Source organism: Arthrobacter sp. B2a2-09 (assembly GCF_027587375.1).
Lineage (GTDB): Bacteria > Actinomycetota > Actinomycetes > Actinomycetales > Micrococcaceae > Arthrobacter.
In genome coordinates, this window is the sequence record NZ_JAMXIC010000008.1 from 36,408 (window position 1) to 50,566 (window position 14,159).

The following is a 14,159-nucleotide window of genomic DNA, read 5'->3' on the forward strand; positions in this document are numbered from 1 at the left end:
TTACCTTAATCGTTACCGGAAACGTTACCGGTAACGATTCCACAAATGCAGCACTTATAATCGAAGACGAGGAATCCTATGTCCGCTTCCCTACCCGAATCAGATTCGCCGCTCCTGACAGCACTCGGAGCGGATGCGCTTGCTCCGCCACATGCGCTGCCGCGAGTGCGGCCGCTGTTTGTAACCATCTACGCTCTCGCCCTGTTCGGGGTGTGGATGGCGATCAACCTTCCCGCAACCGTCACCGTTGCGCTTCGCGTGGCGGAGATCGATCCCGCGGGAAAGACCACAACCTACTCGATCGTCGCCGGAATCGGCACGCTTGCCGCCTTGCTGGCGAATCCGTTCTTTGGACAACTCAGCGACCGGACCAGAAGCCGCCTCGGACGCCGGCGCCCATGGATCATGGTCGGCCTCATCGGCACGGCTGCCGGCGCAGCAGTCATCGGCTTCAGCGACTCGATCGGGCTGTTGATCGTTGGATGGGTGGTGATGCAGGCATTTATCAACGCGTGCATCGCTGCCATGCTGGCCATCGTCGCCGATCGGGTGCCCGAGAACCAACAGGGCATCATCGGCGCGCTCTCCGGCACGGCCGCCTCCGCCTCCACCGTCGTCGGCGTCTTCTTCATCCAGGCGTTCCCGACGAGCATCCTCGCCCAGATCGGGCTCCCCGTGGTCACCGCCCTCATTTTCGGGGCGGCCTTGGTCCTGATATTCAAGGACGACAAGCCGGCCCCCGGTGAACGCGAACGATTCGGTTTCAAAGAGTTCTTCGGCAGCTATTACGTGAACCCCAGAAAATCACCTGATTTCACTTGGTTCCTTGGCGCACTGTTTCTGGTATCGATCGGCTTCGGCGTCGTCATGACGTACTCGGTCTACTTCCTTCAAGACCAACTTCATGTGTCCGACGACGATCTGACCAACGTCCTGTTCGTGTCCCTCCTCCTGACGGGTGTCCTGGCACTGGTATGCGCTCCTCTGGCGGGCTGGCTAACCGATAAGATCGGCCGCCGCAAGCCGTCAATGATCGCCGCCGCACTGCTGGTCGCCGCTGGAATCGCGTTGATTGTCACCGCGGGAAGCGTTGAGCAGTTCTTCATCGGCATGAGCCTCGCCGCAGGCGTGGGTGCCGGCATTGTCTACGGCGTGTACATCGCCTTCGCAGTAGCCACACTGAGCGACCAGCGAACGGTCGCGCGGGACCTCGGCATCGTCAATATCGCTTTCACTCTCCCGTTCTCCATCGTCCCGTTCGCTGCGCCGCTCATTCTCGGCATCGGCGGCGGATCGCCCAACTATGTGCTCCTTTACATCGTGGGCGGAGCAATCAGCCTCTGCAGCATCCCCCCCTCTTCAAGATCCGCGCCACGCGCTGACCGAATTCACAACACCTTAGGAACCATGAAATGACCCACGACTACCTCAACCCGTCCCTCGGCCCGGATCGGCGCACCGAAGACCTGCTCTCACGCATGACCCTTCATGAGAAGGCAGGACTCCTCTTCCACCCGTCAACCAGTGGCCCAGACGACAACCTCATTCCCTCCGAGGCGCTAGTACAAGCCGAATCGGACATTGCCGGCGGCATGATCTCCCACTTCAACGTCTTCAACGGCCGCACCGCGGCAGAAATCGCGGACTGGCACAACACCCTTCAACAACTCGCCAACGAGACGCGCCTCCGCATCCCCGTCACGCTCTCATCCGACCCCCGCCACGGATTCCACAGCACACCCTTCACCGGTCAATCACTCGGCTCCGTGTCCCGCTGGCCCGAAACCACCGGAATCGCGGCCATCGGCACGCCCGAATCGGCCCGGGAGTTCGGTGACGCCGTTCGTCGCGAATTCCTCGCGATGGGCATCCGCGTATACCTGGGCCCGATGGCCGACATCTACAGTGACCCCCGCTGGTCACGCGGTCACGGAACCTTCGGAGAGGACCCCCGCCTCGCCTCAGTCCTGACGGCAGCCTTCATCAAGGGACTGCGCGGCACAGAGACGCTCAGCGCGGCCAGTGTGGCCGCCGTCGTCAAGCATTTTCCCGGCGCCGGACCCCAGAAGGACGGCAACGACGCCCACGATCCGCGCTTCCGCGAACAGGTGTACCCCGGCGGACAGCAGCAGCTTCATCTCCAGCCATTCGAGGCCGCGTTCGACGCGGGCGTGACGCAACTGATGACCTACTACGGGATGCCGGTGGGAACCGAATGGGAGGAGGTCGGCTTCGCTTTCAACGGACCAGTGGTCCGCGATTTGCTCCGCAACCACTACCGTTACGACGGAATCGTGGTCTCCGACTGGAACCTCATCGAGTCAGTCAAGATCGCCGGCATAACATTCGGCCCCAACGGATGGGGCCTCGAACACCTCGCGCCCATCGAACGGCTGCGGATCGCGCTCGACGTCGGTGTGGACCAGTTCGGCGGCGACCGCTGTCCCGAGCTGATCGTCGAACTCGTTGAAAACGGCAGCATCAGCGAGGCACGCATCGACCAATCGGCGCGCAGGCTCCTCCACGAGAAGTTCCAGCTCGGACTCTTCGAGAACCGCACGGTAGACGTCGGGCTCGCCGAAACGGTGTGCGGGTCACCCGAAACGATCCGCCGCGGAGTGGCAGCGCAGCGGGGTGCCCTCACCCTGCTTACGAACACACAAACTGACGACGGCGTGCACACTCTCCCGGTCCGCGCCGGAGCGAGCGTCTACTCCGAAGGAATCGACTGGTCCGGCGTCGAACACGACCTTGTCCTCGTCAACAGCCCGAGCACTGCAGACTTCAACCTCGTGCGGCTCGACGCGCCCTTCGAACCCGACGAAGATTCCCTCGGCGGCTGGTTCCACAGCGGCTCCCTGGAATTCGCAGCGCCAACCGTCGAGCACCTCCGCGAACTCTCATCGGCCGCCCCAACGATCGTCGTTGTCTACATGGAACGCCCCCCGATCCTCACCCCGCTCCTTCCACTCGCCGCGGCGGTGGTCGCGGACTTCGGTGCGAGCGATCAGGTAGTAGTCGACGCCGTGACGAGCCATGCCGGTTTTGCCGGCCGCCTGCCCTTTGACCTTCCAAGCTCGACGGCGGCCGTCTTGGCGTCGCGGGAGGACGTTCCGTTCGACACGGCGGTACCGCTGTTCACCTTCGGAACGGGCCTCACCTCCCAGGATTCGCTAACCATCCCTGCAGGGTCGTCCCCGCGCGCAACAGACTGATGGCCCTCCCACGAACTGGTCCCAGCGAGCTTCGATAGCTGGGGCCAGTTCGTTGGCGCAATTCCGCTGGGCTTGTAGCTACTACGGTCCTTTTTGACACCACCCGCCGGGGCCCCAAAAGCGGTTGGCAAGGATCACCAGGGTTGCTGCGCCATTGGCAGCGGGACGGCCTGGAGTGCGCTTATGCGAGGGCTTCGACTGATTCGGGGAGGATCTGGCCGCCGTCGACGATCAGTGTCTGGCCAGTAATGTACCGTGCCTCCGGCGATGCCAGGAAACAGGCGGCGTGGCCTATGTCGCGTGGTTGTCCCAGGGCGTTCATTGGCACGCCGGCGGCCATGTTTCGCAGGTAGGTGTCCCCCTGGGCCTTAAGGCCATCGGTCAGCACGTTACCCGGGAGTACGGCATTGATTGTCACGCCGTCTCGCGCGCACTCGAGCGCTGCGCTGCGCATGAATCCCTGCTGCCCGGCCTTGCTCGCCCCGTAGTGGGACCAGCCGGGGAAGCCTGTGACGGAACCAGTGATCGATGATGTGATGACGATCCGCCCGTATTTCTGCTTTCGCATCGGACGCAGGGCGGCCTGGACGATCAAGAACGTTCCCTTGAGATTGACCTCGAGCGTGCGGTCCCATTGCTCGTCCGTCATGGTATCCAGCGCTGCCTGGGGAAAGATCCCGGTGTTGGAGCACATCACATCCAGCCGGCCGAAACGGTCGACAATTCCAGTCACCATCTCCTCACAGGCATTTCGACTGGTGACATCTACCTGGCTGAACACGGCACCGAGTTCGTCCGCCGTGGCCCTGCCGCGCTCGACATCGATGTCGGCAATGACGACCTGTGCTCCGGCGCCATGGAGGACTTCAGCGATGCCTCGTCCGATTCCCGAGGCCGCTCCGGTCACCACGGCTACCTGATCTTTGAGAGAAAACACCTTCACCCCTTTGCTTCGTGTGCGGCGCCGCATCCGGACGACGCCGATGCCGATGAACCTATCGCAGCGTCAAATAGCTAAGAATCCCCTTTATCGGTATCTGAGATTCAAAAGGACATCGGGGCCGGTTCTGCTGGCCGGGCCACAAACCCGGCGGTGCCAAGCCCGGGTCAGGCAAACCGCGGATGCCAGTGAGTGACCGCCCCACCCATCCGCCGGGACCCCGCGGTCAAAATGTGACCGGATGGCGGCTTGCGCCACACAAGCCGGGTGGCGGAACATCAGTAAAGCCGGGGTGCTTTCTCAATTTTTGAGAACACCTCATCTCGGCTAACGGTGTGACTCTTATCTTTGAATGTAGCTGGCATCACATTCGTCAAGCACAGTTCGGGACCTTCGTCCCTCCCCATTAGCACAGGAGATGCTATGTCTTCAGACAGCACACCGGCACCCGCGACGGGTGGCGATGGCCACGGCAACACGCCTGGCCGCCAGGTGCACAGGCTCAAGGCCAACTCGATCGGCCTGATCGGTGTTCTCTTCCTCTCGGTGGCAACGGCCGCCCCCATTACCGCCATGGTTGGAAACGTTCCGATCGCTATCGGATTCGGCAACGGCGCCGGAGCCCCGGCCGGCTACCTCGTAGCCACCATCGTTCTCGGCCTTTTTGCCATCGGCTACGCGTCCATGGCCAAGCACATCACGTCCACGGGCGCGTTTTACGGGTTCGTCTCCCAAGGCCTGGGCCGGATTCCCGGTCTGGTCGGCGGACTGCTCACGTCCCTTGCGTACATTGTTTTCGAGGCTGCCCTGGTCGGCATCTTCGGATATTTCGGCCAGTCACTGGTATTGGACCTGTTCCACGTCGATGTGAGCTGGGTGTTCTTTTCCGTCGGCATGCTGGTGGTCAACGCGATCCTGACCTATTACGACCTCAGCCTGGCGGCCAAGATTCTGGGCGTGTTCCTCGTCGCCGAGGTCTTCATGCTGGCCCTGCTCGCCGTGACCGTCGTGCTTCATGGAGGAGGGCCGGAAGGCTGGTCCTGGGAATCACTGAATCCGCTAAGCGCGTTCAAGAGCGTGGCCGGGTCCTTCACCAACCCGATGACCGGCACTACCGTTGCGGCTGCCGGAACGGCAGGCATCGGACTGTTCTTCGCGTTCTGGTCCTGGGTCGGGTTTGAATCGACCGCAATGTACGGCGAGGAGTCCAAGAACCCGAAAAAGATCATCCCCATCGCCATCATGACCTCCGTCCTGGGCATCGGCATCTTCTATGTTCTCGTTTCCTGGCTCGCCATCGTCGGGACCGGTCCCACTAACGCCATCGCCCTGGCCCAGGACAGTGCAACGGCGCCCTGGGTGTTCTTCGGACCGGTCGAGCACAACATCGGCCACTGGGCTGTGACCATGTTCCAGATCCTGTTGCTCTCCGGATCCTTCGCCTGCGGCATGGCCTTCCATAACTGTGCCGCCCGCTACATCTACGCCATCGGCCGCGAAGGACACCTCCCAGGGTTGGCGGAAACCATCGGACGCACCCACCCGCGCCACGGCTCACCACACATTGCCGGTTTCCTCCAGAGCGGCCTCGCCACCGCGATCGTCCTGTTCTTCTTCTTTACCGGCCGCGACCCCTACACGGGCCTATACACCCTGATGGCGATTCTGGGCACCGGCGCCATTCTCATCGTCCAAGCGATGGCAGCCTTTGCCGTCATCGGCTACTTCCACGGACGCAAGGAACACCCAGAGACCGCCCACTGGTTCAAAACCTTCGTGGCACCTGGCCTTGGCGGAGCGGGAATGGTGTACGTGTGCTACTTGCTGATGGAGAACGCCGCCTTCGCCGCCGGTACCGCGGTAGGGGATCCCGTCTTTATTGCCATCCCCTACGTCATCGGCGCGTTTGTCCTCGCGGGACTGGTTCTGGGGTTCTGGTTGCGCGCCAAGAGGCCCGCAATCTATGCCCAGGTCGGCCGCGTCACGCTCGAGGAGACCGATGAGGATTTGCCACACGTGTACTCCGAACACCCCCTACTACTGGAAAAGAGCTAAGACATGTCCACGCATGTATCCGAAAGCGAAACCCTAACTGCTGTCGACCACCCACTGGGCAACCTCACGGTCCAGGAGATGGAATCCCTGCGCACCATCATTGCCGGGGCCGGCCTGCTCAAAGACTCGACGCGGTTCGTCCACGCCGGACTCGAAGAGCCCCACAAAGACGAGGTCCTGGCCTTCCGGCCCGGTGACGCGGTCCGGCGCTGGGCCCGAGTCATCCTCATCGACCTGGCCGACGGCACTTCCCGGGATGTCGTCGTCGACATCAGCGGATCGGCCGTCGTCTCGGTCAGCGACATCGCCCCGGAGGCAGGCCAGGTCGCCATCCTGGATGAGGAATTTGAGCTCATCGGTCCGATCATCCAGGCCGATCCCGGATTCCAGGAGGCCATCAAACGCCGCGGCATCGATCCCGCGAAGGTCATCTCCATTCCGCTCTCTGCCGGACACTACGGCTTTGAGGACGAAATCAACCACCGCATCGCCCGGTCCCTGTTCTTCATGCAGGACCACCCCAAGGACGCCTGCTGGGCCCACCCGGTCGACGGTCTCTGCGCGTACGTGGACATGACCGAAGGCCGCGTCATCAAACTCGTTGACTTCATGGACCTTCCTGTCCCGGCCGAGGCGGGAAACTACGACGACCCGGACTTCCGCGGCCCCGAGCGCACCAGTCTGAAGCCGTTGGAGATCACCCAACCCGAGGGCCCCTCCTACCAGGTAGACGGCGAAGTCGTCACCTGGGAAAACTGGAAGTTCCGCATCGGCTTTGACGCCCGCGAGGGACTGATCCTCCGCCAACTCTCCTTCAAGGACCAGGAGCGGGAACGCCCCATCATCTACCGCGCCTCGATCGCGGAAATGGTCGTGCCCTACGCCGATCCCAGCCCGGTCAGGTTCTGGCAGAACTACTTCGACACCGGCGAATACATGTTTGCCCGCTACACGAACAGCCTTGAGCTCGGCTGCGACTGCGTTGGTGAGATCAAGTACTTCGACGGCGTCATCATGGACGAACAGGGCCGCCCCAAGACCATCAAGAACGCCATCTGCATGCACGAGGAAGACTACGGGATCCTCTGGAAGCACTCGGACTTCGTGACCGGGTCCAACGAGACCCGCCGACAACGCCGTCTGGTCATCTCCTTCTTCACCACCGTGGGCAACTATGACTACGGCTTCTTCTGGTACCTGTACCTCGACGGCACCATCGAGTGCGAGTCGAAGCTGACCGGCATCCTGTTCACGTCCTCCTACCGGGGCAAGGGCTACCCCTACGCCAACGAGGTGGCTCCGGGCCTGGGCGCCCCGTACCACCAGCACCTGTTCTCGGCACGGTTGGACATGATGGTGGACGGCACCAAAAACACGGTCCAGGAAGTGGAAGTCAAGCGCGTGCCGGTAGGTCCCGGCAACGAACACGGCAACGCCTTCACCAATACCGTCACCACCATCAAGAGCGAATCCGAGGGCGGCCGCATGGCCGACGCCAGTGTCGGCCGCACCTGGCACATCACTAACCCGGAAAGCCTCAACCGTTTTGGCGAGCCGGTGTCCTACGTGCTGTTCCCCGAGCAGAACCCGGTATTGCTCGCCGATGAGACGGCATCGGTAACCAAGCGGGCCGGATTCACCACAAAGCAGCTCTGGGTCACACAGTACGATCCGGCGGAACGCTACTCGGCCGGCGACTTCCCGAACCAGCACAGCGGCGGAGGAGGCATTCCGGAGTTCCAGAAGGCGAACCGGTCCCTGGAAAATGAGGACGTTGTCCTGTGGCACACCTTCGGCCCGACGCATTTCCCCCGGCCGGAAGACTGGCCGGTCATGCCGGTGGACTACGCGAAGTTCACGCTGAAGCCCCACGGATTCTTCGACCGGAACCCCACGCTCGATGTTCCGGCGTCCGCCTCGCATTGCCGGACGGAAGACGCCCCCGAGGGCGACGGACATTCATGCCACTAATGACAGCCGCTGCGGCCATACTCACCATCGTGGGTATGGCCGCAGCCGTCGTTCGACCCGGCTGCTCCCGGACGCCGGCCACCACGGCGGTGGTGATCGGTGCAATCATGCTCGCGGTGCTGCTGCTCCCAGATTTTTCAAACGTCGCGGCCGCCGCCGTGACGTTGGCACTTCTGCCTGCGGTGGCGGGTGCCCTTCTCTGGCAACGGGTGAAAACCCGGCGCCAGCTGACCGGGTTGCACAAGACGGCGGCCGGCTTGGCGGTGGTCGATACCGGATTCATGGCCCTGGCACTGTTCTTGATGCCCGTCCACGGGGCCGGCCAACCGCAGGCCTCCGCCGTACCGATGGCAGGAATGTCCGGCCACATGTCGCATATGGCCGGGGGTGGGTTGATGAGTGTGCTCGTCCTGTTGGGCTGGATGGTGTGCGCGGCCGTTGTGGCCGTGCCTGCCATCCGCTTGCGTACTCGAGGAATATTTCCCCATGCGGTGTGCTCGGGCTGCATGATCCTGGCGATGGGCGTCATGGCCATGTGACACCGGGCCGGTACCCGGGTCCCCGGCACGCATAATTAGTTTGACGACAACTAGTGGAAAGTGGTGCTTTGTGACACTGCAATCGTTGACCGAGCGTCCGGAGGAACTGGATGAAAAATCATCGCCCCTGGAAAAGACGTTTGCCGTGCTTGAATTCGTGGCAGAGCGAGGAGGGGCGACGGCGAAAGAGGTCTCGGACAGCCTGGGCTACCCCGTGCCCAGCGTCTATCGATTGGCCAAGGCTTTGGTTCAGGCCGGGTATCTGGTCCATCTGAAGGACAAGAGCCGTTTCGAGCTTGGCTATAAACCCCACCAGCTGGCGGTGTCGTTGCACCGCCAGATCGGTGTTCCTTCCGCAGTTAAGGGGGCCATCGTCGATCTGCACCAACGAGTGGCCATGGCCGCCTACTTCGCCGTGTACCGCGGCGCCGACGTCGTGGTCGCCTATATTGTTGATTCCCCCGAGCATCCCCGGTTGCAGCCGCTCAGTTTTGGTTTCCATGAGGCCGCCCACGCCACAGCCTTCGGCAAGATCATGCTCGCCGGAATGAACGAACCGCAGCGGGACCAGTATCTGGCCGTCCACGGGACCAGGCCCCTGCAGGAGGCCACCATCACAGATATGCAAGAGCTGTCCGCGCATCTGGACTCGGTGATGCTCGATGGCATCGCGTGGGAACACGAGGAATTCGTGCCCGGCAAAACGTGCGCGGCCGTCGGAGTGCGCAACGGCGCGGGAATGGTGGTCGGATCCGTGGCAGTCAGCGCCGACACCGACTTCATGAAAGGGCGCGAACGCCAGGTCGAGATTTCCTTGAGGGAAACCGCCAACATGGTCAGCAAATACTTCCGCACCGGTGCCGCCCGCTGACCGCCGGGTCAGGGGGCCTGGAAAGTCCCGGCCATGTGAAAAGCCACCGACAAGATTGTCGGTGGCTTTTCACATGCAGGCGTATGCAAAAAACGGCGGGGTGGCCGGATATGTCCGGCCACCCCGCCGTTGTCTTATTACTTGGCTTCCCACCAAGGGGTGATGACCGCGCGGGCCAGGGTGTGGCCAGAGAGGTTGAAGCCCAGGAACGCGGGGGTTGCATTCTCCGGGAGGTCGAGCTTTTCGACGTCGAGAGCGTGGACGGCGATGAAGTAGTTGTGCTTGCCGCTTCCCGCGGGCGGGGCGGCACCCAGGTAGCGCTTGAGGCTGGCGTCGTTGTTGAGCTGGAGGGCTTCCTCGGGCAGGGAAGAGGCCTCACCGTCGCCGGCACCGCTACGAAGCTCCGTCACGGACGCGGGAATGTTGGCCACGGCCCAGTGCCAGAATCCGCTGCCGGTGGGTGCGGTCGGGTCGTACACCGTCACGGCGAAGCTCTTGGTGCCGGCGGGGAAACCTGACCAGGACAGCTGCGGCGAGATGTCGGATCCTCCTGCGCCGAATATGCCGCTGACCTGCGGTGTGGGCAGAACCTCGCCGTCCTTGACGTCAGTGCTGGTAACAGAGAATGCGGGTACAGCCGCGATCTGGTCGTACGGGGTTGTTGACATGTTTAGCTCCTAAACAGGTTGTTGGATTTATTGGTCAGGGAACGAGAATGCCGCGTCCGCGGATGCGTCCGTGTTCGAGATCGGCGATCGCGTCCAAGGCAGCGTCCAGCGGGTACTGCGCGGTGTGCAGGGTCATGCGTCCCTGGCCGGTGAGGGTCATCAGTTCGACCAGGTCGTTGTAGGTTCCGACAAGGTTTCCGACGATGTTGATTTCGCGGGAAATTATGGCAATGGTCGGGACGTTGACCGCGCCGCCGTACCCGATGACGTAGTGGGATCCCCGGTTGCGCAGCAGTTTGGGGGCCAGCAGTTCGGCGCCGCTCTCGCCGACGAAATCGAAGAGCACGTGGGCCCCTCCGCAGGTGATGTCAAGGACCTGCCTCTGCACGCTGGCGTCGTCAGTTGCCAGCACCGTGTGGTGGGCACCGAGCTTTGACGCCAGCTCCAAGGCTTCCTCGGACCGGTCAACCACCGTGATTTCCGCCGAGGTGATGGCGGCCAGGCTTTGGACGCCGATGTGGCCGAGCCCGCCGGCGCCGATGACCACGGCGTGCGTGCCCGGATGCAAAAGTTCAGAGGCCTTGCGAACGGCGTGGTAGGCCGTGAGGCCGGCGTCGGCGAGGGCCGCCACGTGGCGCGGCTCCAGGCCGGCGTCGAGCTTGACCACGGCGCGGGCATTGGTGAGCAACTGCTCGGCCATGCCGCCGTCGGCACTGACGCCGGGGAACGTTGCGTTTTCACAATGCGAGTCCTGCCCGACCCGGCATGCCGGGCAGAGGCCGCAGCTGGTGAGCGGGTGCATGATCACGGCGTCACCGGGTGCGACGTTTTGGACGGCGCTGCCCACCGCCCTTACCCAGCCCGCGTTTTCGTGGCCCAGGGTGTAGGGAAGGTGGGGGTTCTGGATGCCGGACCACTGGCCCTCGATGATGTGCAGGTCGGTGCGGCACAGGCCTGCCGCGCCGACGTCGACAATCACATCCCACGGGCCGGTAATCTTCGGCTCGTCTACTTCGTCCAGCGTGGGGTGTTCCCCGTATGCATGGAGTCTCAGGGCTTTCACGTGGCTCCTCCTCAAAAGGTCGTGCATCAGACGAATCCCCGATGCGACAAACCCCAGAATCGCGGATTCAGGAACTCCACCGGAATGCTCTCTCTCGAATATTGATAATCAAGAGTTCCCACCCGCGGATGGGGCTTGGATCCCGGGAGCCGTCCCGAATCCGCCCGATACTTCCTGCGAGGCAGGTCGGTCATCACCCGTTTCGGGTTTCAACAGAAACCGTCCTTCAGTGGCTTTCGGGCACTGCAGAGGATCCTTCGAGCCCTCCCCGGTCCGAGAATGCGAAGCCACCAGGCCATCGCCGATCTCGGAATCCGATAGAGCTCTTGGACGAGCGTTCCCGGCCATTGATACGTTCTGCGGGAAAGCACAATGACCGCTGGCGGCCTGATGGTCGGGAAAGAGTGTGGAGGGCAGGAATGCGTCGGTTTGACAACAAAGTCGCACTGGTCACCGGTGGCGCTTCAGCCCGAGGCGACACCTCCGGCAAGACAAACCGTTCCTTCGCCCTGTATTAGCGTGCATCTAAAGGGGAATGCAGCCGGCCTCTCCGAGGACGCCCGGCATGCGTGCTCCCTGCCCCAGAAAGGAGGGAGCATGGACCGCTCAAGCTCCTACCCCTATGACGACTGGTCCGCCCTGGTGGGCGGAATCATCGAGATTCGCAAGGACAGCAAGTCCATCGCTCAAGGATACGTCGATGCCGTCATGCCCGACTCGTCAATGCTGTGGATCTCGGGGGACTTCATAAGAAGCCGGTCCTCGTATTCCAAAGCTGACGGCTACGAAGCCTGGATCAGCCCAACCCACTTACAGCTGGTCAACGGCAGGACATCAAGTACACGCACTGAAAGCGTGCCGAAACGGTGGAGCTGACCACGCACTAACGTCGAGTTAGAACCTAGGCGTCCTATCGGGTGAGGAGCATTCCAAGTTCCTCGGGCAGCTCCATCGCCAGTCCGCCGTCCACGACGTCCGTGATTGGCTGTACGTAGCTTCCGTTCCACCAGTAGATGTGCGGGCTGAGCGGATGTGGCATTCTTTCATGCTGGGCCGCCGTCAACTTGGCCATGAACGTGAGGTCCGCAAAGCTGGTGCCTTCGTTCACGACGTGCAGGTTCAGTGCCGTCGCCGCTGGGACGGTCATGAAAATGCCCAAGGGCCGGGCTTTGAATCCCAGCGCGTCAAGGAGTTCCTCGGGGTAGGCGAGCCAGGTTGCCTGGAAGTTGGACTCGGACATGATGGCGAACACGGAGCCGCCGTCCTCGGACGTGGCTTGCTCCGGGGTTCCACAGCCTTCGATGATCAGGTTCTTCCGTGCAGCGTCCCAGGCCTGTTCGTGCCCTATGCGATTGACGTGCTCATCCCTCAGATAGGTGATGCGTTCTTCTCCGTCGAATGCCATCAGCAGGGGTAGCCGCGCCACCCACTGGGTGTAATTGAAATGCGCCTCTGCGTGTTCCTGGGTGATGGTCGCCGGATCAATGATCTTTGCCCGCGTCCGTTCCAGAAGCTGCTCAACCGGCAACTCGTCAATATCGACCCGCTCGCCTTCTGCCACCAGGCGGGCAAAATACTCGGCGATGGCGTTCTTCCACTCCCGCTCAGGCGCTTCTGCAGTCATTCGGGCAACGGTCTCGAGCCCATAGCCTCGGGTGCTGTCAACAACAAGGACCCGGTCCGGAAGTACTTCGACGGCAATGCCCAGTTTGACGAACGCGTCCTCACAGAGCTGGCGCATTTTTACGCCCTGTTTCAGCGTCAATTGGGGAAATTCCCCGTCGCGCTCTTGATCCTTCTTAGTAAAAAACCCCATTTTGGCACTCTCCCCACATCATTCAATAGCTTGGCGGCGCCCCCCTTGCGTCGCCGGTAATTGGAGGACGCAAGAATTACCCTAAACGATTTCCACTCACGGGTACGTAGGAACGGGGCTGCTCTAAGCATCAGTAGTCTGGAGGGATGACCCCACCTCATGACCCGCCGGCACAGGCAGCCGTTGTAGGCACGGGCCGTTGGATTGCCGCCGCGAGAGCGCTTGAGACTGCCCGCCCCGACCGGTTATTCAACGATCCGTGGGCCGAGCTTCTGGCGGGAGAAAGCGGCAAAGCCACCTTGGAAGCCGCGGACTACAATCCGTTCCTGCCGGTCCGGACACGATATTTTGACGATCGCATTCTCGGAGCCGCCCAGAAGCACTCCCAGATCGTCCTGCTTGGCGCAGGCCTGGATACGAGGGCCTTTCGGCTGCCGTTCCCGGGCTCCTGCACCGTGTTCGAGATTGACTACGCCGAGGCGTTCACAGAGAAGGAAGCCATCCTCCGCACCACACCGGCCCGGTGTGAACGAAGGTGCGTCCACGCCGACCTGTCCGGACCTTGGTCCCAGGCCCTTCTCGATGCAGGCTTTGACAGACGCACACCAACGATCTGGGTTGCCGAGGGACTCTTCTTCTACTTGGCTGAGGCCGACGCCGAGTCCCTGGTCTGCGACACGGCAGCTTTGTCCGCCGGAGGGTCCACTTTCCTGGCGGATCTCTTTGGCACCGGCCTGTTGGCATTGGAAGGCATGGCTCCGCTGGTGGCCGCGCGCAGGAGCGCCGGCCGGCCGCTGCCCTTCTGTACGGATTCCCCTGAGACGCTTTTTCGGGCCGGCGGCTGGAGCGAGTCGACGGTGGTCCAGCCTGGACAGCCCGCAGCAAACTTTGGTCGACTAGCCCAGGTCCCCGGTGCAAGAGACGCCGGACAGCAAACCAATCTCCGCACCTACCTGTTGACGGCCACGCTTTGAGGACGCGGCGGCACGACTTCTAGGTCCGACACGTCGCAATCTTGCCC

12 protein-coding genes are annotated in these 14,159 nt (G+C 62.4%); 8 read left to right on the plus strand and 4 right to left on the minus strand.

All coding sequences use genetic code 11. The features are described from left to right. Positions 1 to 78: 78 nt before the first annotated feature. Both NFJ07_RS10950 and NFJ07_RS10955 read left to right on the plus strand, forming a co-directional pair. Positions 79 to 1,416, plus strand: a complete 1,338-nt coding sequence (locus NFJ07_RS10950; protein WP_269994310.1) for an MFS transporter — start codon at positions 79 to 81, stop codon at positions 1,414 to 1,416. Next, complete coding sequence (locus tag NFJ07_RS10955) at positions 1,413 to 3,215, plus strand: glycoside hydrolase family 3 protein (RefSeq protein WP_269994311.1); 1,803 nt, start codon at positions 1,413 to 1,415, stop codon at positions 3,213 to 3,215. The genes NFJ07_RS10950 and NFJ07_RS10955 overlap by 4 nt, the downstream gene beginning before the upstream one ends. A gap of 181 nt (positions 3,216 to 3,396) precedes the next feature. Here NFJ07_RS10955 and fabG read toward each other — a convergent pair whose 3' ends face one another. Then, complete coding sequence (gene fabG / locus NFJ07_RS10960) at positions 3,397 to 4,152, minus strand: 3-oxoacyl-ACP reductase FabG (RefSeq protein ID WP_269994312.1); 756 nt, start codon at positions 4,150 to 4,152, stop codon at positions 3,397 to 3,399. Between the two features lie 426 nt (positions 4,153 to 4,578). Here fabG and NFJ07_RS10965 point away from each other — a divergent pair, with 426 nt between their 5' ends. The 4 genes from NFJ07_RS10965 (at position 4,579) to NFJ07_RS10980 (ending at position 9,591) form a co-directional block, all read left to right on the plus strand. Then, entirely contained in the window at positions 4,579 to 6,210 is a 1,632-nt protein-coding gene (locus NFJ07_RS10965) for an APC family permease (protein WP_269994313.1), read from the plus strand. Between the two features lie 3 nt (positions 6,211 to 6,213). Then, a complete protein-coding gene (locus NFJ07_RS10970) occupies positions 6,214 to 8,181 on the plus strand; it encodes a primary-amine oxidase (RefSeq protein WP_269994314.1) in 1,968 nt (655 codons plus the stop codon). Beyond that, a complete protein-coding gene (locus NFJ07_RS10975; RefSeq protein ID WP_269994316.1) occupies positions 8,181 to 8,720 on the plus strand; it encodes a hypothetical protein in 540 nt (179 codons plus the stop codon). Before NFJ07_RS10970 ends, NFJ07_RS10975 begins: the two co-directional genes overlap by 1 nt. Positions 8,721 to 8,790: 70 nt before the next feature. Next, positions 8,791 to 9,591, plus strand: a complete 801-nt coding sequence (locus NFJ07_RS10980) for an IclR family transcriptional regulator (protein WP_269994318.1) — start codon at positions 8,791 to 8,793, stop codon at positions 9,589 to 9,591. A 137-nt stretch (positions 9,592 to 9,728) separates the two neighbouring features. Here NFJ07_RS10980 and NFJ07_RS10985 read toward each other — a convergent pair whose 3' ends face one another. Further along, complete coding sequence (locus tag NFJ07_RS10985) at positions 9,729 to 10,259, minus strand: YbhB/YbcL family Raf kinase inhibitor-like protein (RefSeq protein WP_269994320.1); 531 nt, start codon at positions 10,257 to 10,259, stop codon at positions 9,729 to 9,731. Positions 10,260 to 10,293: 34 nt separating this feature from the next. Then, positions 10,294 to 11,322, minus strand: coding sequence for an NAD(P)-dependent alcohol dehydrogenase (locus NFJ07_RS10990; protein WP_269994322.1), 1,029 nt, complete (start codon positions 11,320 to 11,322; stop codon positions 10,294 to 10,296). 597 nt (positions 11,323 to 11,919) lie between these two features. Between NFJ07_RS10990 and NFJ07_RS10995 the strand changes: the two genes are divergently transcribed. Next, on the plus strand, positions 11,920 to 12,198 hold the full coding sequence (locus NFJ07_RS10995; protein WP_269994323.1) for a hypothetical protein: 279 nt from the start codon (positions 11,920 to 11,922) through the stop codon (positions 12,196 to 12,198). A 34-nt stretch (positions 12,199 to 12,232) separates the two neighbouring features. Here NFJ07_RS10995 and NFJ07_RS11000 read toward each other — a convergent pair whose 3' ends face one another. After that, positions 12,233 to 13,138 carry a hypothetical protein gene (locus NFJ07_RS11000; RefSeq protein WP_269994324.1) on the minus strand — a complete coding sequence of 302 codons (906 nt, stop codon included), beginning with the start codon at positions 13,136 to 13,138 and terminating at the stop codon, positions 12,233 to 12,235. Between the two features lie 146 nt (positions 13,139 to 13,284). Between NFJ07_RS11000 and NFJ07_RS11005 the strand changes: the two genes are divergently transcribed. Then, positions 13,285 to 14,112, plus strand: a complete 828-nt coding sequence (locus NFJ07_RS11005; protein WP_269994325.1) for a class I SAM-dependent methyltransferase — start codon at positions 13,285 to 13,287, stop codon at positions 14,110 to 14,112. Positions 14,113 to 14,159: the final 47 nt, after the last annotated feature.

Bases quoted from the DNA above. Each gene is read 5' to 3' on its own strand.
- NFJ07_RS11005 (WP_269994325.1), top strand. From the start codon at position 13,285: ATGACCCCACCTCATGACCCGCCGGCACAGGCAGCCGTTGTAGGCACG.
- NFJ07_RS10985 (WP_269994320.1), bottom strand. From the start codon at position 10,259: ATGTCAACAACCCCGTACGACCAGATCGCGGCTGTACCCGCATTCTCT.
- NFJ07_RS10995 (WP_269994323.1), top strand. From the start codon at position 11,920: ATGGACCGCTCAAGCTCCTACCCCTATGACGACTGGTCCGCCCTGGTG.
- NFJ07_RS10975 (WP_269994316.1), top strand. From the start codon at position 8,181: ATGACAGCCGCTGCGGCCATACTCACCATCGTGGGTATGGCCGCAGCC.
- NFJ07_RS10950 (WP_269994310.1), top strand. From the start codon at position 79: ATGTCCGCTTCCCTACCCGAATCAGATTCGCCGCTCCTGACAGCACTC.
- NFJ07_RS11000 (WP_269994324.1), bottom strand. From the start codon at position 13,138: ATGGGGTTTTTTACTAAGAAGGATCAAGAGCGCGACGGGGAATTTCCC.
- NFJ07_RS10965 (WP_269994313.1), top strand. From the start codon at position 4,579: ATGTCTTCAGACAGCACACCGGCACCCGCGACGGGTGGCGATGGCCAC.
- NFJ07_RS10970 (WP_269994314.1), top strand. From the start codon at position 6,214: ATGTCCACGCATGTATCCGAAAGCGAAACCCTAACTGCTGTCGACCAC.
- NFJ07_RS10955 (WP_269994311.1), top strand. From the start codon at position 1,413: ATGACCCACGACTACCTCAACCCGTCCCTCGGCCCGGATCGGCGCACC.